The organism is Actinoplanes sp. TFC3 (assembly GCF_001553785.1).
GTDB lineage: Bacteria > Actinomycetota > Actinomycetes > Mycobacteriales > Micromonosporaceae > Actinoplanes.
Map to the genome: position 1 here is coordinate 3,155,923 of NZ_LOJP01000001.1, position 17,747 is coordinate 3,173,669.

Below are 17,747 nucleotides of genomic sequence, written 5' to 3' on the forward strand. Positions count from 1 at the left end.
TGGGATTCGCGTGCGGTCCCGGGATCGTAATGTTGTGCTGCGGCAGGCGATGCACGCCCGCCCCGATGCCCGGGAAAGGCGGTCCCCTTGTCGGTGGTGACAACCGCAGTGTTCACATTCTCGCCGAATGTGGGCTCGGCAGGCGAGTCATGACGACCGGGCCGCTGACCCAGCGCATGGCGACGCTGTGTGACGAAATCGTCGCACAAGTCGGTCCGCAGGCCGGTGAGCAGGTGCAACAAGTCCGCCGCCGGCTCGCCGAGCCGTTACGCGTGGCTATCGCCGGGCGGTTGAAAGCCGGAAAGTCGACACTCGTCAACGCGTTGATCGGGCGCCGGGTGGCCCCCACGGCCGCCGGGGAGTGCACCCGCGTGGTCACCCGCTTCCGCTACGGCAGCGCCGATCGCGTCGACGCGGTGCTGCGCGACGGCTCGCGGCGCAGCCTGCCGCTGGGTGAGGACGGCATGATCCCGCAGCGCCTGGGGGTGAGCCTGGCCCGGGTCGCCTACGTCGATGTCGCGCTGACCAGCGAGAACCTGCGTGAGCTGACCGTGGTCGACACCCCGGGGCTGGCCTCGACCGACACGCAGCTGTCGGCCCGCGCGGCCGCGCAGCTCGGCGAGCCCGCCACCGCCCCGTTCGACGCCGACATCGACGAGGACTCCGCCGCCGAGGTCGCCGCCGCCGAAGCCGTCATCTACGTGTTCACCCAGGCTGTGCGCGCCGACGACGTGCACGCGCTGGAAGCGTTCCGGGCCGCCTCGGCGCGCCTGGCGTCCAGCCCGATCAACGCGCTCGGCGTCTTCGGCAAGATCGACACCCTGGTGGGTGGGGCCGCTGACCCGTGGCCGGTGGCCGGGCCACTGGCCGAGCAGCAGGGCGCGCTGCTGTCGCGCACCGTCGCGCAGGTCGTACCGGTGGTGGGGTTGCTCGCCGAAACCGGGCAGGCCGGACGGCTGACCGCCGCCGACTGCGCGGCCCTGCAACAGCTGTCCACCCTGGCGCCCGGCGAGCTGCAGGTGCTGCTGGCCTCGGTCGACCTGTTCCGCACCCGGCCCGCCCCGGTCGACCCGCAACGCCGGGCCCGCCTGCTGGAGCTGCTCGACCTGTACGGCATCGGCTTCGCCCTGGCCCAGCTGGGCGCCGACCCGCAGCTGGGCACCGGTGAACTCGTGCGCCGGCTGGTTGCCGCGTCCGGCTTCCCCCGCCTGCAGCACACCGTCGAGCAGACCCTGCGCTGGCGCGCCGACGCGATCAAAGCCGGCTGGGCGCTGTCACGGCTGGAACGCGTGGCCGGGCACACCGCCACCGGCCGTGACCGTGACACCCTGCGCGACGCCACCGAACGGCTGCTGCGTGAACCCGCCTACCACCGGCTGCGCCTGCTGGAGGTCGCGCAGCGCGTGGCCACCGGCCGGGTCGGCCTGCCCGCCGCCTGGGAACAGGAGCTGATCCGCCTGGCCACCACCAGCGACCCCGCCGCCATCCTGCGCCTGCCGCACGCCGGGCCCGAGGAGCTGGCCGCCGCCGCGGTCGAGGCCGCCAACCGCTGGCGGGTGTACGCCGTCGCCGGGGCCGGGCCCGCGCAGTCACGGGTCGCCCAGGTCGCGCACCGCGGCTTCCACCTGCTCGCCCAGTCGCTGCGCAGCACCGGAACGCAGGTGCCGCGATGAGCGCCCCCCGCGACCTGGCCACCGCCCTGGACACCGCGGTCAAGGACGCCCTGGCCGCCGTGCGCACCGCCGACCCCGACGCCGGAGCCGATCTCGCCGAGCTGCGCCGCCGGCAGCTGACCCGCCCGTCGATCGTGCTGGTCGGCGAAACCAAACGCGGCAAGAGCAGCCTGGTCAACGCGCTGCTGGGGGTGCCCGGGTTGTCGCCGGTGGACGCCGCCGTGGCCACCGCCACGTACCTGCACCTGCTACCCGGGCCCACCCTGACCGCCGCGGCGTACGTACCCGGCCTCAGCGATCCCGTCGACCTGGACGAGCGCCAGCTCGCCGGGTGGGCCACCGGGCGTGACATCCCCGGCGGAGCCCGCGGGCCGCGGCGCATCGAGATCACCCATCCCGCGCCGCTGCTGCAGTACCTGATCCTGATCGACACCCCCGGGGTGGGCGGCCTGGACCCCGCGCACACCGCAGTCGCGCTGGACGCCGTGGACAAGGCCACCGCCCTGCTGTTCGTCGCCGACGCCTCCGCCCCGCTGTCGCAGCCCGAACTGGACTTCCTGGTCGCGGCCAGCGAACGCGTCGACACCGTGGTGTTCGCCCTGACCAAGGTGGACGCCTTCAGCGGGTGGCGGCGCATCGCCGACGACAACCGGGCGCTGCTGCGCGCCAAGGCCCCCCGCTATGCCGAGGCGCCCTGGTTCCCGGTATCCGCGCGCCTGGCCGAGCTGGCCATGCGCCTGCCCCCGGCCGAGCAGGCGCCGCTGGTGCAGGCCTCCCACATCGCCGAGCTGCAGCACGCCCTGGTCGAGCTCGCCGGGCACGGTCACCAACTGCAACTGGCCAACGTGCTGCGCGCTGCCCGCGCGGAACTGAGCCGCCAGGAACATGCCGCGCTCGCCCGGGTCGAGGCAGCCGAGGCCAACCCCCAACAGAGCACACGGGTACGCCAGGAGCGCGCCGAACTGGCCGCGCGCAAACGCACCGAGTCGCGGCAGTGGGCTCTGCTGCTCACCACCGAAACCCAGCGCGCCCGCGTGGAGACGGTCAGCTCCCTGCGTACCCGGATCAGCGCCTTGCAGCAGGATCTCAGCGACCGCATCGAGCAGCTCCGCGGTGATGCCCTGGCCGCGCTGCCCGACGACGTCGACGCGCAACTGCAGGCGCTGGCGGTGACCTTGAGCGGGGAGCTGCACGCCACGTTCCGGCAGGTCGCCGAGCGGGTGCTGGCGCAGGTGTTCGACGACGCCGAGCTGTCGGCGGTGCTCGACCGGCTCAACGCCACCCTGCGCCACGCTCTGGACTCCGGTTCCCCGCGTGACGGCTCCGGTGACAACCTGCTGATCGCGCTGTCCGCCGGGGGTATCGCGGTGATGGCCGGGCGCGGCGCGTTGTTCGGCGCCTCGGTGCTGGGCGTGGGCGGGGCGGTGGCCGGGGGGCTGCTGATCCCGGTCGCCGGGCTCGGGCTGGGGCTGGCCGCGGGTGGCTACGTGCTGTACCGCCGGCGCGTGCAGACCGACCGGCAACAGGCGCGGACCTGGCTGCGCGATGTGCTCGGCGAGGCCCGCGCGGCGCTGCAGGACGAGATCTCGTACCGCTTCACCGACCTGCAGTACGCCCTGGGTGTTGCCGTCGACGACGCGGTCGAGCGGCGGCTGCGCGAACTGGACACCCAGCTCGCCGAGCTGGACGCGGCCGCCGCGGAGGACGCCGCCCGGCGCGCCCGCCGCCGTGCCGAAGCCGGCTCGGACCTGCAACGCCTGCGCGGCTACCTGCGCCAGGCCGACGACGTTCTCACCCGGGCCCGCGCCCTGGCCCCCGTTCCCGCACCCCTGGCTCTGGAGATCCGATGAGTGACGAGCACGGCTGGCCGGATTTCGCCGACGACCCCGGCCACGACCCCGGCCACGATGACGTGGGCCACGATGACCTGGGCCACGATGACCTGGGCCACGATCTGGGCGGCCATGACGTCGACGCGCACGGCTACGAGCCGCTGCCCGGCCACGACCCGCTGGCTCCCGAGGCAGGCGGCCATGACCCCTACGAGCTGCCCGCGCCTGACCAGCCGGCGTGGGAACTCCACCACGACGACCCGGTCGCGGCCGAGGACCATCCCGTCGTGGACGTCACCGACGGGCACGGGCTCGGCCCGGTCGGCGCGGACCCCGACGCCGCGCCCGACCACGGCGGCGACCCCGCCGAGGTGTTCCCGCCCGCCCTGGACGTGGGCCCACTGCCCGAGCCGGTCGACGGGTTCCCGTGGATCGACACCGGCAGCCTCAACCTCGGCGAGCTCAACCCGGTCGACCTGGACCTGTCCAGCCCCGGCGCCGCCCCCGCCGGCACGGTGGTGACCCCGGGGGATCTGGCCGCGTACGCCGGGCAGGAACTCACCCCCGGCGCCGACCCGTGGGCCGAGCTGGCCGGCTCCGACGACCCGGCCACCAGCGCCCTGGCCCGATGGTGGAACGACATCAACACGTAAGCCGCAGGCGGCTACCGGCGGCGCGCGCGGGATGACATCATCGGCGGCCATGACCGCAACAACGGCGCCGGGCAGTCTTCTGCGCGAACGCACCGGCTGGTACTTCTACGACTGGGCCAACTCGGCGTTCCAGACCACCGTTATCACGGTGTTCCTGGGGCCGTTCTTGACCACGGTCACCGAGCAGGCCGCCGGGTGCGCGCTGGGCGCCGACGACAGCCACGGGCGGGTGCATCCGCTGGGGATCAGCATCGCCGCCGGTTCCTATTTCCCGTACCTGGTGTCGCTGTCGGTGCTGCTGACGGTGTTCGTGCTGCCGGTCATGGGGGCGGTCGCCGACCGGGCGCCGCGGCGTAAACCGCTGCTGGGCACCGCCGCGTTCATTGGCGCCGCGGCAACCTGCGGCATCGGGTTCGTCACCGGCGAGCAGTACCTGCTGGGCGGGGTGCTGTTCGTGATCGCCAACGTGTCGTTCGGTGCCGCGGTGGTGGTGTACAACTCGTTCCTGCCGCAGCTGGCCGGGCCCGACGAGCGGGACAAGGTGTCCAGTCGCGGGTGGGCGTTCGGCTATCTTGGCGGCGGGCTGCTGCTGCTGATCAACCTGGTGGTGGTGCTGTCGCTCAGCGTCGACGGCGACGCCCGCCGCACCCTGGACCTGGCGCGCTGGTCGATCGTGTCGGCCGGCGTGTGGTGGGCCGTGTTCACCCTGCTGCCGCTGCGCTGGCTGCGTGAACATCCCCGCCAGGGTGAGCATGCGGCGGGCGGCAACGTGCTGACCGACGGGTTCAAACAGTTGGGCGCCACCTTGCGGGGGCTGCGGTCGTACCCCCTGACGTTGTTCTTCCTGGGGGCTTTCCTGGTCTACAACGATGGCATTCAGACGGTCATCTCGCTGGCCAGCCAGTTCGGCACCGAGGAGCTGCACCTGCCGCAGAGCACGCTGATCGTGACCATCCTGATCGTGCAGTTCCTGGCGTTCGGCGGGGCGCTGCTGCTGGGCTCGCTCGCACAACGCCTCGGTGCCCGCAACACGATCCTGCTGGCGCTGGTGATGTGGACCGGGGTGGTGATCGCCGCGTTCTGGCTGCCCGAGGGTGCCTCCGTGCCGTTCATGCTGCTGGGCGCGGGCATCGGCCTGGTGATGGGCGGCAGCCAGGCGCTGAGCCGCTCGCTGTTCAGCCAGCTCATCCCGGCCGGGCGTGAGGCCGAGTACTACGGCTTCTACGAGATCAGCGACCGCGGCACCTCGTGGATCGGCCCGCTGGTGTTCGGCCTGGTGTTCCAGCTGACCAACAGCTACCGCACGGGCATCGTGTCGCTGATCGTGTTCTTCGTCGCCGGGGGCATCCTGCTGGCCCTGGTCCCGATCCGCCGCGCCGTGATCGCCGCGGGTAACACCCCGCCGCAGCTGCTCTAGATTTCTTCTATGGACATTGTCGTCGACCTGCAATCCCCGGTCCCGCCGTACGAGCAGGTGCGCCTGCGCATCGCCGAGCTCGCCGCGGCCGGGCAGCTACCGGCGGGCACCCGGCTGCCCCCGGTGCGCCAGCTCGCCACCACGCTGGGGCTGGCGGTCAACACGGTGGCCCGTTCGTACCGTGAACTGGAGCAGGCCGGTCTGGTGCAGACCCGCGGCCGGGCCGGCACGGTGATCACCGCGGCGGCGGCGGGCACCCCGGCCGCGGCGCAGCGGGCGGCGCAACGCTACGCCCAGGAGGTGTCGGCGCTGGGCGTCAGTGCGCAGGTCGCCCTGGAACTGGTGCAGGCGGCCCTGACCGCCGACCGCTAGAAGCGCAGCAGTTCCTGCAGCTGCGGGAGCCGGGTGAACAGTTCGGGCAGGCCGCGCACCCCGTCGCGGGCGGCGTCGTGCGACAGCGGTGCACGAGCGTGTCGTGGCTGGCCGTGATCGGCTCGGGCATGGCGATGCCGGCGGCGAAGGCCGCGCGTTCCAAGCGGAACACGTCCCCGGCGCGATAGGGCAGGCGCCGGTCGAGCTGGTTGAGCTGCTTGACGGCGAACGAGCCCTGGTCGGTGTCGAGCCGGTACATCCGGTTGGCGTAACCGCCGTGGACCCGGGTCATCGCAGCGGTGGGGGTGCCGAGCCGGGAGAGGTCTGTCACCGTCTGCATCCTGCCACGCCCGGCGGTGAACCGGATGCCCGTCACCGGCGTGTGGGAAGCAGTGACCCCTCACCCCCAAGGACCGGATGTGTCATCGCCGCACAGGCCCCGCCGGTGGCCCCTGACCGCGTTCGCCGCCGTCGTGGTGTTCCTCGCGCTGGTCGTGCCCGAGCAGATCACCCGGCTGCCGGCCGGTACACCGGTGTGGCGGGCGTTGGTACGGGTGCCGCTGGAAGCCATCGCGGTGTTCACGCTGCTGCTTGTGCTGCCGCGCCGAGCCCGGGGCATCGTTGCGGGGGTGCTGGGTGCGGTCCTCGGGATGCTCACCGTGCTGAAGGTCATCGACGGGGGGTTCTTCGCCGCGCTGGCGCGATCCTTTGACCCGGTGCTGGACTGGCCGTTGTTCGCCGACGGCTACCGGTTCGTGCGTGACTCCTCGGGTGCGGCCGTAGCCGTGATCGCGGTGGTGGTGGCGGCCGGGGCTGCTGTGGGCGTACCGGTGGCCATGGTGTGGGCGATGCGGCGTCTGGCCGCGGCAGCCGACCGGCACCGCCTGGCCTCGCGCCGCTCGTTGCTGGCCGCCGCGCTGGCCTGGCTGCTGCTGGCGGTGTCCGGGACCTCGTTCGTGCCCGGGGTGTACGCGGCCTCCGACACCGCTGTGGCGTTGGCGCGCGACAGCATCGGCACGGTTCCGGCGGCCCTGCGTGACAAGCGGGAGTTCGCTGCGCAGACCGCCGACGACGCGTTCGCTGCGGTGCCAGGTGATCAGCTGCTGACCGGGCTGCGCGGCAAGGATGTGCTGCTCATGTTTGTCGAGAGCTACGGCCGTGACGCGCTGGACACCGCCCCGGTGCGCACTGCGCTGGCCGGCGGCACCAAGCAGCTCGCGGCGCACGGGTTCGCGGCGCGCAGCGGCTTCCTGCAGTCACCGACCGCGGGCGGGGGTAGCTGGCTGGCGCACTCCACGCTGCAGTCCGGGGTGTGGATCGACAACCAGCAGCGCTACCGCAGCCTCGTCTCCGGTGACCGTCTCACCCTGACCAGCGCGTTCGCGAAAGCCGGCGCCTGGCGCACGGTCGGGGTCGAACCCGGCGTCACCTACGCCTGGCCGGAAGGAACCTTCTACGGGTACGACCACGTGTACGACTCGCACACCCTGAGCTACCACGGACCGGCGTTCAGCTGGTCCACCATGCCCGACCAGTTCACGTTGAAGTCCTTCACCGACCAGGAATACCACCGGCCCGGCCGCGCACCGCTGATGGCCGAGATCACGTTCGTGTCCAGTCACACCCCGTGGTCGCCGTTGCCCACGCTGATCGGCTGGGACCAGGTCGGCGACGGCAGCGTCTACACCCAGCAGCACGCGTACGCCACCCCCACCTCCCAGGTCTGGCCGGACACCGTCAAGATCCGTTCCGCGTACGCCCAGTCGATCACCTACTCGCTGGACAGCCTGATCTCCTGGGTCAGCACCTACGGCGACGACAACCTCGTGCTGGTCTTCCTCGGCGACCACCAGCCCGCCCCGGTGGTCGTGGGGGACCACGCCACCCACGACGTGCCGATCACCGTCCTGGCCCACGACCGGCGGGTCCTCGGCCGGATGGCCGGCTGGGGCTGGAGCGAGGGTCTGCAACCAGCCCCGAACGCCCCGGTGTGGCCGATGAACGCCTTCCGCGACCGCTTCCTCACCGCGTTCGGCCCGGCCTCGGTCTCCCGCCCGCTGTCCCCGCCGCGCTGAAAATCGCTGTCGCGGCGCGGCGGTGATCGTTACGGTTCGCGACATGAGTTCACGCACCATCCGTGTCACCGTCCGCGGCGCTTTCGACGCCCTGAGCCCCGCCCACCGCGAGGCGCTGCTGGCCGACGCCGCCGCGCACGACGTGTCGTTCGCCGCGTTCACCGAGCAGGGTTCGATGACCTACGACATCGCCGCGCGCCCGTTCTTCACCTTCCGCTACCAGGGCACGGTGGATGACGAGAAGGACATCCCGCGGGTGGTCGCCGAAGCCGAGGGCGCCGCCGCGCAATGGCTCGACGCGCGGGGGCTGGGCTACAAGAACGTGACCTCGCAGGCCACCGACATGTCGCAGGTGCCGTTAGGGGCCCGCGGTAAACGCCGGCAGTCGTAGCGCCCCGGCGGCGATGTTCTCCTCCAGGTGGGCGAGGCTGCCGGTGCCCGGGATCGCGAGGACGTGCGGGCCCTGATGCAGCGTCCACGCAATCCGGAACTGCTGCTCGCTCACCCCCTCGGGGATCGTGATGCCGGCGCCTGCTGTGTAGCCTTTCTCGCGCCCCGTGCCGGCCACGGAGAAGAACGGCACGAAGGCAATGCCGCGCCGCTCGCACTCGTGCAGCAGCTCGGTGTCCGAGGGCAGGCGCAGGTCGACGCCGTACGCGTTCTGCACGCACACCACCGGCGCGATCGCCTGCGCCTGGTCCAGGTGGTGACGGTGCACATTGGAGATCCCCAAATGCCGGATCAGCCCCTCACGCTGCAACCCGGCCAGCTCCTCGAACTGCACCTCCAGCGATGCAGCGGCGCGGTCGTACAGCCGCAGGTTCACCACGTCCAGGGCGTCGACCCCCAGCAGCCGCAAATTCGTCTCGACGCGCTCGCGCAGCGGACTGCTCGACACCACCTTGGTCGCAATCACGAGATCATCCGGGTACGGACTCAGCGCCGCCCGGATCAACTCGGCCGCATACCGCTTCGGGCCGCTGCCGACTCCCAGGGTGCCGCCCGGCGAGACGTAGAACGCCGCGGTGTCCAGATGGTTGACGCCCAGCTCCACCGCCCGGTGCAACACCCGGATCGCCAGATCCCGGTCCGGGTTCGCGGTCAGCCGCATGGTGCCGAAGCCCATGCGGCGCACGCTGCGCCCGGCCAGCGCCGCCGTGCCGGAGTCCTCAGCGGTGACAGGCATGCAGATGTCCCTCCACGGGGTAGGCAGCGATCACTCGCTGAGGAAGCTCTCGATCGCCTCGACCACCAGCGCGTGATCGTCGGCCTGCGGCAACCCCGACACCGTCACCACCCCGATCACCCCGGCCCCTTCCACGCGTACGGGAAAAGCGCCGCCGTGGGTAGCGTAGTCGGCCGGGTCCACCCCGTACTTGGCGTCCAGCGCGTCGCCCTTGGCCGCCAGCCGCCGTCCCACCAGGTACGACGACGCGGCGAAGCGTTCCACCACGCGCACCTTGCGCGCGATCCAGTGGTCGTTGTCGGCCGTGCTGCCCGGCAACGCCGCGTGGAACAGCTGCTGCGGGCCGCGGCGGATGTCCACGGCCACCGGCAGGTCCCGGGCGGTGGCCAGGTCCACCAGCAGACTGCCCAGGTGCCACGCGTCGGCGTGCTCGAAGCGGGGGAACACCAGTCGCTGTTCCTGTGCCTCGAGCCGGGTGATCAGATCCTCGGAGTCACTCATGTGATCATTGTGGCGCGTGGGTCACATCCCGCGGCGCCGCCGCAGCCAGACTCCCACCATGCCGAGCAGCGTCAGCACCGACAGCAGACAGCACACCGCCTTGACCATGGGGCCACGATAAGGTCATCAGCGTGCGCCTGGCCACTTTCAATCTGCTGCACGGCAGATCGCTGTCCGACAACGCCGTGCACGCCGAACGCGTCGCCGAGGCGGTCGCCGACCTGGATGCCGATGTGCTCGGCCTGCAGGAGGTCGACCGGGCCCAGCCGCGCAGCGGCCTGCTCGACCTGACCGCGATCGCCGCCGAGGCCCTGGGCGCGCCCGCGCACCGTTTCGCCGCGGCGGTGGTCGGCACGCCGGGGGAGACCTGGCAGCCGTGGAAGTCCGAGGCCGACAACGCCAACCCGCTGTACGGCATTGCCCTGGTCAGCCGGTGGCCGGTGCTGCGCTGGCAGATCACCCAGCTACCGGGTGTGCCGGTGCGCTCGCCGGTGTGGGTGCCCGAGGGCAAGGTCCTGATGCTCAAGGACGAGCCGCGCATCATGATCGCCGCGGTGGTGGACGCCCCGAACGGGCCGATGACCGTGGCGAACACGCACCTGTCGTTCGTACCGGGGTGGAACCTGCGCCAGCTACGGCACGCGGTACGAGCCCTGCGCACGCTGCCGGCGCCGCGGATCCTGATGGGGGATCTGAACATGCCGGCCGGTCCGGTGCGCGCGTTCACCGGGTGGCGCAATCTTGCCCGGCGGGCGACCTACCCCAGTCCCGCCCCGAAGGCGCAGCTCGATCACATCCTGCTCGACCCGCGGGGCGCCGGGTCGCTGGGGCGGGTGGCGCAGGTGCGCACTCCGGCCGTACCCGTATCCGATCATCGTCCGTTGGTTGTGCACCTCAGCTCGTAAAGAATTTCGAGCCCGTCCTCGTCGTCCCACTGCTGTCCGGCCTGCTCGAAGCCGAACCCCGCGATGGTCGCCAGCGACGCAGCGTTGGCGGGGGAGATGCTGGCCCGCACAAGGCGCACCCGCGGGTCACCCTCAGCGCGCGCGATCAGCTCGGCGAGCATCGCCTTGGCATGACCCCTGCGCCGGTACGCCGGATCGACGCTGTAGCCCACCTCCACCCGCCCGTCGGCATCGGGTGCGCCGTGAAACCCGCCGTGCCCGACCACCTGGCCGTCGACCACCGCCGCGCGCGCCACCCACTCACCATCGGCCGGCTGCGCCCGCACCTGGGCCACGCGAATCTCCCACAGCCACCTCTCGCTCATCAGCCACTGCGACAGCGGGTGTCCCGCCAGCTCGCCGGCGTGCTCCAGCCTGCCGTCGATCAGCGCCTGCATCGCCGGAGCGCCCAGCGCCACAAAGGTCATCACGCCAAGATCCTAGCTGTGGCCATCACCACTTCAGTTGTGCACAACTAGATTGCGGGCTACTGTTATCGGCATGCAGGAACCCACCGGACTCGAACAGCTGATCTGCTTCGAGCTCTACGCCGCCTCCCGCGCCATGACCGGGCTCTACCGCCCCGCGCTGGAGGCAGCCGGGATCACCTACCCCCAGTACGTCGCCCTGCGCGTCATCTGGCAACGCACCCGCATCAGCGTGCGCGAACTCGGCACCATCCTGCAGCTCGACAGCGGCACCCTCTCACCGCTGCTCAAACGCCTCGAAACCCAAGGACTGATCACCCGCCGGCGCGGAACCGACGACGAACGTGTCGTCTGGATCACCGCCACCCCCCAGGGTTCCGCCCTGCAAGCCCAGGTAGCAGACCTCCCGCAACGCCTGGCCTGCGCCCTCGACCTCACCGCCGAGGACGTCACCACCCTGCACACCCTGCTGACCCGCGTCCGCAGCGCCGCAGCCACCAAGTCCACCACCCTCTAGAAGGAGAACACCCCATGCCGGCTCTCTACACCGCCTCCGCCACCGCCACCGGCGACGGCCGCCAAGGCCACACCCGCTCCAGCGACGGCGTGCTCGACCTCGACCTCAGCGTGCCCAAGGAAATGGGCGGCCCCGGCGGCGCCCACACCAACCCCGAACAGCTCTTCGCCGCCGGCTACGCCGCCTGCTTCCACGGCGCCCTCAAGGTCGTCGCCGGCAAGAAGAAGATCACCCTCACCGACACCGCCATCACCGTCGACGTCGGCATCGGCCCCAACGGCCAGGGCGGCTTCCAGCTCGAGGTCAGCATCGAAGCCGAACTGCCCAGCGTCGACGAGGAAACCGCCAAACAGCTACTCGAAGAAGCCCACCAGGTCTGCCCCTACAGCAACGCCACCCGCGGCAACATCGACGTCAAGCTTTCCCTGGCCTGAGAAAGGGACCCCCATGCCATACGTAAGCGTCAACAACGACGTCGAGCTCTACTACGAGGACTTCGGCACCGGCGACCCCGTCGTGCTCATCCACGGCTGGCCGCTGTCCGGGCGTAGCTGGGAGAACCAGGTACCCGCCCTCATCGCCGACGGCAAACGCGTCATCACGTACGACCGCCGCGGCTTCGGCAAAAGCAGCCAACCCTGGGACGGCTACACCTACGACACCTTCGCCGCCGACCTCGACGCCCTGCTCAACCACCTCAACCTGAGCAACGTCACCCTCGTCGGGTTCTCCATGGGCGGGGGAGAGGTAGCCCGCTACCTCGGCACCTACGGCAGCGAGCGAATCAGCAAAGCCGTCTTTGCCGCAGCCGTCCCGCCCTACCTCTACAAGAGCGACGACAACCCCGGCGGTGCCCTCGACGACGCCACCATCAAGCAGTTCCAGGACGGCATCACCGCCGACCGCATCGCCTTCGTCGACGGCTTCGCCGAGAACTTCTTCAAAGCCGGCCGCAAAACCAAGGTCAGCGACGCCCAGGTCCGCTACGCCCAGGAACTCGCCCACCTCGCCAGCCCCAAGGCCACCCTCGACTGCGTCGCCGCCTTCGGCCTCACCGACTTCCGCGCCGACCTGGCCACAATCACCATCCCCACCCTGGTCATCCACGGCGACAGCGACGCCATCGTGCCCGCCGAGAACAGCGGCAAACGCACCGCCGACACCATCCCCGGCGCCCAGCTGCACATCATCAAGGACGGCCCGCACGGCATCAACGCCTCGCACCCCGTCGAATTCAACGAAGCCCTGCTCGCCTTCCTCAACAGCTGACCCGCGCTCGCCCACAACAGGGGGCGGTCTTCCTACCCGGGGAGACCGCCCCCTCTCACAACTCCCTGAGCACCCGATTCGTCCGGTTCGCCTGCACCGCCGCCCGCTGCTGCGCCGCCGTCACCTCGATATAACCCTGCGACGTCGTCAACGACGCATGCCCCAGCAACCGCATGATCTCCGAAGCATTCGCCCCATCCTCAGCCAGCCGCGTGGCAAAGGTATGCCGCAACGCATGCAACTGCGCCCCCCGCGGCACCCGATCACTGACCCCCGCCCGCCGATAACACGACTGCACCAAATACTGCAGACCCCCACGCTGCAACGGCCGCCCCCGCCGATCAACAAACAACGGATCATCCGGCCGTACGCGCCCGAACCGCACCCGCCGGCTGTCCACATACCGCGCCACCACAGCATCCAGCTCCGGCTCAATCGGCACCGACCGCGGCCGCCCACCCTTACCGGCAACCTCCACCCGCCGCTCACCAGCGCGCCCCAGCAGAGAACCGGTGCGCAACGACAACAACTCCGACAGCCGCAGCCCCGCACACAACGCCAGAGCCAGCACAGCAACATCGCGCTCCGGCCACGGATCCCGCTGCCGCTCATCGGTCTTGCTGACCGCCTGCAACAACTGCTCCGGGGTGTCCTCACCACGCAACGGCTTGGGGGAGGGCGTCATGAACTTCGGCTTACCGACCGCGGACATCGGATTGCCCGCCACCATGCCCTCCACCACCAGAAACCCGAAGAACGAATTCCAGCTCGACCAGGCCCGGTAGACCGAGGAGGGCGCCCGGCCGCCGGCGAACTCGGCGAAAGCCGCTCGCAGGGAACGGGGGGAGAGGTCACTCAAAGTGACGGTTTGCCCGTCACGGATCAGCGAGAGCACGGCGGTCAGGTCACGGCGGTAGGCGAGCAAAGTGTGCGGAGAAGGCTTGCGTACGGCCTGAGCGGCGAGAAACTCCTCGATGAGCTCGGTAACGGGAGTATCAGCCGTGTCGAGCGATCCGTCATGCATAAGGAATATTATGCAGCATTTATCCGGTTTCAAGAAGGTGCCGGGAGGGCGGATGTTGATCATGACTGGGTGGTGATTGCGGTTCGCTTGGTGGTGCTCGGTGCATGGATCGGCGGCCGCGCTGCACGGCGTTGCTGCGCTGTTGGGGTGCCGCGGCGTCTACGACTTCGGCTTATGGCCTTCCTGGCTCGTCGCGCTGGACCTAGGCGCTGCGGGGCCATATCGGTGTTGGAGGCGCGGCCCGCCGTCCTGCGTCACACCTGCGAAGTATCGGGCCGCTGGTCCGCGGTTTGCGCACGTCGAACCGTCTGCCGTCCGGCCTTTGTCCCGCAGGAGTTCTCTCAGCGCGGTTCTCCTGAGATTTCGCCCTGCTGCCTTCCATGGCACCGCGCTTCCGGGCCCCTTCCAGCGTTCAGGTTGACATAATGTCAATTATCGACCAAATATCAGGGAGCCGTTTCTCCGGTGATTCCCGTGCCGGTATCCGTGGCGGTGATGAAGACCGACACCTCGTCCCTGCCAGAGGTTCGTCACGGAGTTGGCCCACCGGTCCACCCAGCCCCGGCTCCGGCCCTTGAAGCGATCCATGCCGCCTATCCCCCCGCAGCACCGAGTCCACCGCCACGTCCCCTACTGGGCAGGCGTGAAGAATCGCACCACATCCTCGGCGGCCGTCGGGGACAGCATCATGGCCTGCACCCGCGCCGACATCTCCGCAACGGGACCGATCCGGGCAAACATCTTCTGCTCGTACGTCCGCAGCGCAGCGTCCGGATCAGCCCGATCGCCAGCGAGTTCGGCAGCGAGTTCGGCGGCGTCGAGCAGGGCCTGGTTGGCGCCTTCGCCGACCGGGGGCATCAGGTGGGCGGCGTCGCCGATGAGGGTGAGGTTCGGGTGGTGCGCCCAGGACGTACCGGTGGGCATGGCTTCGATGGGTCGTGGGGTTGGTGGGTTGTCGGCGGCGGTGATGAGGGCGGTGAGGTCGGGGTTCCAGCCGGCGAACAGCTCGAGCAGGGCGTTCTTGGTGCGGTAGTCGTCCAGGGGGCGGTCGTCGGCGGGCAGCGAGATGCCGACTTTGAGGGTGCCGGTGCCGAGGCGTTGGGCGGCCAGGATGCGGCGGTTGCCGATGCACCAGAGGTTGCCGGGGCCGACCAGGTTGGCCAGCTCGGGTGCGGGGTCTGCGATGGTGAGTTCGATCAGGGTGGCGACGGGCGTCAGGGTGGTGGCGGTGAGCTGGGAGCGTACGAGGGAGCGGGCGCCGTCGGCGCCGATGAGCAGGTCGCAGCCGGTACGGTGGCCGCCTGCGAAGGTCAGTTCGAAGCCGCCGCCGGCGCCGGGTTGCACGTCGGTGAGCCGGTGCTGCCAGGTCACCGTGCCGCTGGGCAGAGAGTCCAGGAGCAGGTCGCGCAGGGTGGTGCGGTCGATTTCGGGGCGTCCGGCGAAGGAGCCGGGTGGCGGCCGGTGGTGCACGAGGGTACGTCCGGCCGGGTCGAGGATGCGGTGTTCCTCCCCCTGGGGCCGGGCTGCGGCGCGGAACTGGGCGGTGAGGCCGGCGTCGGCGAGGGCGCGCTGGCCGGATTCGGGGTGCAGGTCGAGCATGCCGCCCTGGGTTCGGGCGTGGCGGTGGGCTTCGCGTTCGTAGACGGTGGTGCTGATGCCGTGGCGGTGCAGGATGCGGGCCAGGGTGAGGCCGCCGAGGCCTCCGCCGGTGATTGCTATTCGCATGACCACTCCCCTTACCGTACGCTGTACGTCATGGATACGCCGTACGGTAGCGCATCGTTGCCCGTGTGGGAACGTCCCGAGCCGCAGCCGCGTGCCGCCGCGGTGACGCTGAGCCGGGCGAGGATCGCTGACACGGCGATACTGCTGGCCGACGAGCACGGGCTCGACGGGTTGTCGGTACGCAAGATCGCCAAGGAACTCGGGGTCGGTCCCATGCGGCTCTACGACTACGTGGCGACCATGTCCGAGCTGCTCGACCTGATGGTCGACGCGGTGTACGCCGAGATCGCCGAGGTCGACCCACCGGTGGTGTGGCGCGATGCGGTGCTGCACATCGTTCACCGCACCCGCGAGGCTGCCCTGGCGCACGAGTGGTTCGCCGACCTGCTCGGTGCCCGCCCCCACCTGGGACCCCACGCGCTGGCCGTGGGAGAGGCGACCGCGGCGGCGCTGAGCCGGGCTCCGGCCGTACACAGTGTCAATGATCTGCAAAGGTCCTTGGGCGCTCTCAACGCGTTCATGGTGGGAGCGCTGCGCCGGGAGGTCACTGAGCGTCGCACGGCCCGCGCGACCGGCACCGACGTGTCGGCGTGGCAGGCTGCGCAGGGGCCCTACCTGACTCGCATGCTGGCCACCGGGCGCTACCCCACCGTCGCCCGGCTGGTCGTCGGCGGCACCCACCTCGACGCCGGCGAGACCTTCCACCACAATTTGACCACCATCGTGGACGGCGTCACCGCGTAGCCTGCCGCGATCATGTCGGAGGTCTCTGATAGAACTAACGGCGTTGGCACAGATGTACGAGGAGGGATGGGCGATGGCGGCAGCGCGGACCGAGGTGCGAGGGCTGAGCACCGATGAGTTGCAGTCAATCCGGGACGCGCTGGCGGCCGGACGCAAGCCGCGGGTGATGTTCACCGAGTCCGCCGGCCAGATCGCAGGCCAGGTGGGCCAGGTGGTGGCCCTGACCGATCCGGCGGAATCCGACGAGTGGGTGGTGGTCCGCTTCGGCCGCGACGAGCTGCCCTTCGCCCCCGCCGATCTGCAGACAGCGCCGAAAGGCCCGATCAAGAAGGCCGCTGCTCCCCCGCCCCCGGTGCCCGAGGCCCGCGTGGAGCCGGAGTTCGTGTTGGACGCGCCGCCGGCCGGTGCGGTCGTTCGTCAGCAACGTGGAGGTTCTTCGGTGAGCGATGACGAGCGGGCTGCTGGGGCTCCGGCTGCTGGCGCCTCGGCGGCCGCGTCTGGTCCGGGGGCGCCTGCTCCCCGCAAGGCCGGGGCGAAGGCGGCGAAGCCGAAACCGCCGCCGGGGCTGACGGTGACGCTGGCCTACACCGACGGCGAGTGGACCATCGCTGCCAACCAGGGTTCGAAGGCGCTCGCGAAGCCGTACGTGGTGCGGCCCTCCGAGGCGATGAAGATGGTGGCGCTGGTGGACGTACCGGGCGTGCAGGAGGCGGTGGAACAGATCCTGTCCGTCGAACGCGCCGAGGCGGAGCAGCAAGCTGAGCGGCTACGAGCCGAGCTGGCCGAGATCGAGGCACGGCTGCAGGAGCTGCGCGAGGCCGGCTGAAACCCGTCCGTGCTCACCGCAAAGAGGCTGGTGTGGTGCCGTCGCACTGTTGGGGTCCGCTGGCCTTTCAGCGGTGATACGCGGAGTTCATGGAAGACGTCTTCGACCTCTTCCATGTCGCCGTCGAAGAGCACCAACTCTTGCCGGCCGTCGTCATGCGACCTGAGACGAAACGGCGGTAGGAAAGGTCAGCGGTCACGCCGGCATCGTAGTTGACCATGACCCCGGCCGTGGGGGGCGGCGGTGCTGATGTCGTTGCTCTGCACGGCTTGCAGCGCGGTGCGCAGGTCGGTGGGGACGGGCGCGGGTGCGGTCAGGCCCGGGTCAAGCAGGGCGGCCAGCGGTCAAGGTTGTCACGGTGTACGTGGCCGTCAGCGGGGCGGGCAGGAGCCGAGCTGAACGTAGGCGCGGGCGTCTTCGCTGACGACGACGACGGCGGCGGCGGTGATGCCGTGCCGCCGCAGCAGGGGGTGCAGGACGTCGCGGTCGGCGTCGGATACCAGGCAGATCGGGAGGGTGAGGGCGTCGAGGAAGAGGCGGGCGTCGGCGAACATCGGGTGG

Annotated in this window: 18 protein-coding genes and 1 pseudogene; 13 read left to right on the plus strand and 6 right to left on the minus strand. The window is 70.6% G+C overall.

Annotated features, from left to right (window positions below):
* Positions 1-149 precede the first annotated feature (149 nt).
* From TFC3_RS39985 to TFC3_RS14100, 7 genes are all read left to right on the plus strand, one after another.
* Positions 150-1,673 carry a dynamin family protein gene (locus TFC3_RS39985; protein WP_067499848.1) on the plus strand — a complete coding sequence of 508 codons (1,524 nt, stop codon included), beginning with the start codon at positions 150-152 and terminating at the stop codon, positions 1,671-1,673.
* Complete coding sequence (locus tag TFC3_RS14075; protein WP_067499849.1) at positions 1,670-3,523, plus strand: dynamin family protein; 1,854 nt, start codon at positions 1,670-1,672, stop codon at positions 3,521-3,523. The genes TFC3_RS39985 and TFC3_RS14075 overlap by 4 nt, the downstream gene beginning before the upstream one ends.
* Positions 3,520-4,158 (plus strand): hypothetical protein, encoded by a 639-nt coding sequence (locus TFC3_RS38735; RefSeq protein ID WP_067499851.1) that lies wholly within the window; start codon positions 3,520-3,522, stop codon positions 4,156-4,158. The genes TFC3_RS14075 and TFC3_RS38735 overlap by 4 nt, the downstream gene beginning before the upstream one ends.
* A gap of 31 nt (positions 4,159-4,189) precedes the next feature.
* Positions 4,190-5,575 (plus strand): MFS transporter, encoded by a 1,386-nt coding sequence (locus TFC3_RS14085; RefSeq protein ID WP_067499852.1) that lies wholly within the window; start codon positions 4,190-4,192, stop codon positions 5,573-5,575.
* 9 nt (positions 5,576-5,584) lie between these two features.
* The gene (locus tag TFC3_RS14090) at positions 5,585-5,947 is read left to right on the plus strand and encodes a GntR family transcriptional regulator (RefSeq protein ID WP_067499855.1); all 363 of its coding nucleotides are present in this window, start codon (positions 5,585-5,587) and stop codon (positions 5,945-5,947) included.
* Between the two features lie 419 nt (positions 5,948-6,366).
* The gene (locus TFC3_RS14095) at positions 6,367-8,022 is read left to right on the plus strand and encodes a sulfatase (protein ID WP_067499859.1); all 1,656 of its coding nucleotides are present in this window, start codon (positions 6,367-6,369) and stop codon (positions 8,020-8,022) included.
* Positions 8,023-8,065: 43 nt separating this feature from the next.
* Positions 8,066-8,413 (plus strand): DUF6204 family protein, encoded by a 348-nt coding sequence (locus TFC3_RS14100; RefSeq protein WP_067499860.1) that lies wholly within the window; start codon positions 8,066-8,068, stop codon positions 8,411-8,413.
* On the opposite strand, the gene TFC3_RS14105 is transcribed toward TFC3_RS14100, so the two are convergent.
* Both TFC3_RS14105 and TFC3_RS14110 read right to left on the minus strand, forming a co-directional pair.
* Entirely contained in the window at positions 8,381-9,208 is an 828-nt protein-coding gene (locus TFC3_RS14105) for an aldo/keto reductase (protein WP_067499861.1), read from the minus strand. The genes TFC3_RS14100 and TFC3_RS14105 overlap by 33 nt on opposite strands.
* 30 nt (positions 9,209-9,238) lie before the next feature.
* The gene (locus TFC3_RS14110; RefSeq protein WP_067499862.1) at positions 9,239-9,709 is read right to left on the minus strand and encodes a heme-degrading domain-containing protein; all 471 of its coding nucleotides are present in this window, start codon (positions 9,707-9,709) and stop codon (positions 9,239-9,241) included.
* A gap of 131 nt (positions 9,710-9,840) precedes the next feature.
* Here TFC3_RS14110 and TFC3_RS14115 point away from each other — a divergent pair, with 131 nt between their 5' ends.
* The gene (locus TFC3_RS14115) at positions 9,841-10,614 is read left to right on the plus strand and encodes an endonuclease/exonuclease/phosphatase family protein (protein ID WP_067499863.1); all 774 of its coding nucleotides are present in this window, start codon (positions 9,841-9,843) and stop codon (positions 10,612-10,614) included.
* On the opposite strand, the gene TFC3_RS14120 is transcribed toward TFC3_RS14115, so the two are convergent.
* Positions 10,581-11,081 carry a GNAT family N-acetyltransferase gene (locus TFC3_RS14120; protein ID WP_067499864.1) on the minus strand — a complete coding sequence of 167 codons (501 nt, stop codon included), beginning with the start codon at positions 11,079-11,081 and terminating at the stop codon, positions 10,581-10,583. The genes TFC3_RS14115 and TFC3_RS14120 overlap by 34 nt on opposite strands.
* A gap of 73 nt (positions 11,082-11,154) precedes the next feature.
* On the opposite strand from TFC3_RS14120, the gene TFC3_RS14125 reads away from it, so the two are divergent.
* Genes TFC3_RS14125 through TFC3_RS14135 form a run of 3 tightly spaced genes read left to right on the plus strand, consistent with a single transcriptional unit; the run spans position 11,155 to position 12,867 of the window.
* Positions 11,155-11,598 carry a MarR family winged helix-turn-helix transcriptional regulator gene (locus TFC3_RS14125; RefSeq protein ID WP_067499866.1) on the plus strand — a complete coding sequence of 148 codons (444 nt, stop codon included), beginning with the start codon at positions 11,155-11,157 and terminating at the stop codon, positions 11,596-11,598.
* Positions 11,599-11,612: 14 nt separating this feature from the next.
* Positions 11,613-12,032 (plus strand): organic hydroperoxide resistance protein, encoded by a 420-nt coding sequence (locus TFC3_RS14130; protein ID WP_067499868.1) that lies wholly within the window; start codon positions 11,613-11,615, stop codon positions 12,030-12,032.
* Positions 12,033-12,045: 13 nt separating this feature from the next.
* The gene (locus tag TFC3_RS14135) at positions 12,046-12,867 is read left to right on the plus strand and encodes an alpha/beta fold hydrolase (protein WP_067499869.1); all 822 of its coding nucleotides are present in this window, start codon (positions 12,046-12,048) and stop codon (positions 12,865-12,867) included.
* Between the two features lie 55 nt (positions 12,868-12,922).
* On the opposite strand, the gene TFC3_RS14140 is transcribed toward TFC3_RS14135, so the two are convergent.
* A complete protein-coding gene (locus tag TFC3_RS14140) occupies positions 12,923-13,891 on the minus strand; it encodes a tyrosine-type recombinase/integrase (RefSeq protein WP_067499870.1) in 969 nt (322 codons plus the stop codon).
* Between the two features lie 630 nt (positions 13,892-14,521).
* Positions 14,522-15,616, minus strand: a complete 1,095-nt coding sequence (locus TFC3_RS14145) for an NAD(P)/FAD-dependent oxidoreductase (protein WP_067499871.1) — start codon at positions 15,614-15,616, stop codon at positions 14,522-14,524.
* A gap of 30 nt (positions 15,617-15,646) precedes the next feature.
* On the opposite strand from TFC3_RS14145, the gene TFC3_RS14150 reads away from it, so the two are divergent.
* Positions 15,647-16,360, plus strand: coding sequence for a TetR/AcrR family transcriptional regulator (locus tag TFC3_RS14150; RefSeq protein WP_067506651.1), 714 nt, complete (start codon positions 15,647-15,649; stop codon positions 16,358-16,360).
* A gap of 73 nt (positions 16,361-16,433) precedes the next feature.
* Positions 16,434-17,186 (plus strand): hypothetical protein, encoded by a 753-nt coding sequence (locus TFC3_RS14155; protein WP_067506653.1) that lies wholly within the window; start codon positions 16,434-16,436, stop codon positions 17,184-17,186.
* A 371-nt stretch (positions 17,187-17,557) separates the two neighbouring features.
* Here the strand turns inward: TFC3_RS14155 and TFC3_RS37965 are convergent.
* Positions 17,558-17,747, minus strand: a pseudogene (locus TFC3_RS37965) (hypothetical protein); the annotation flags it as partial.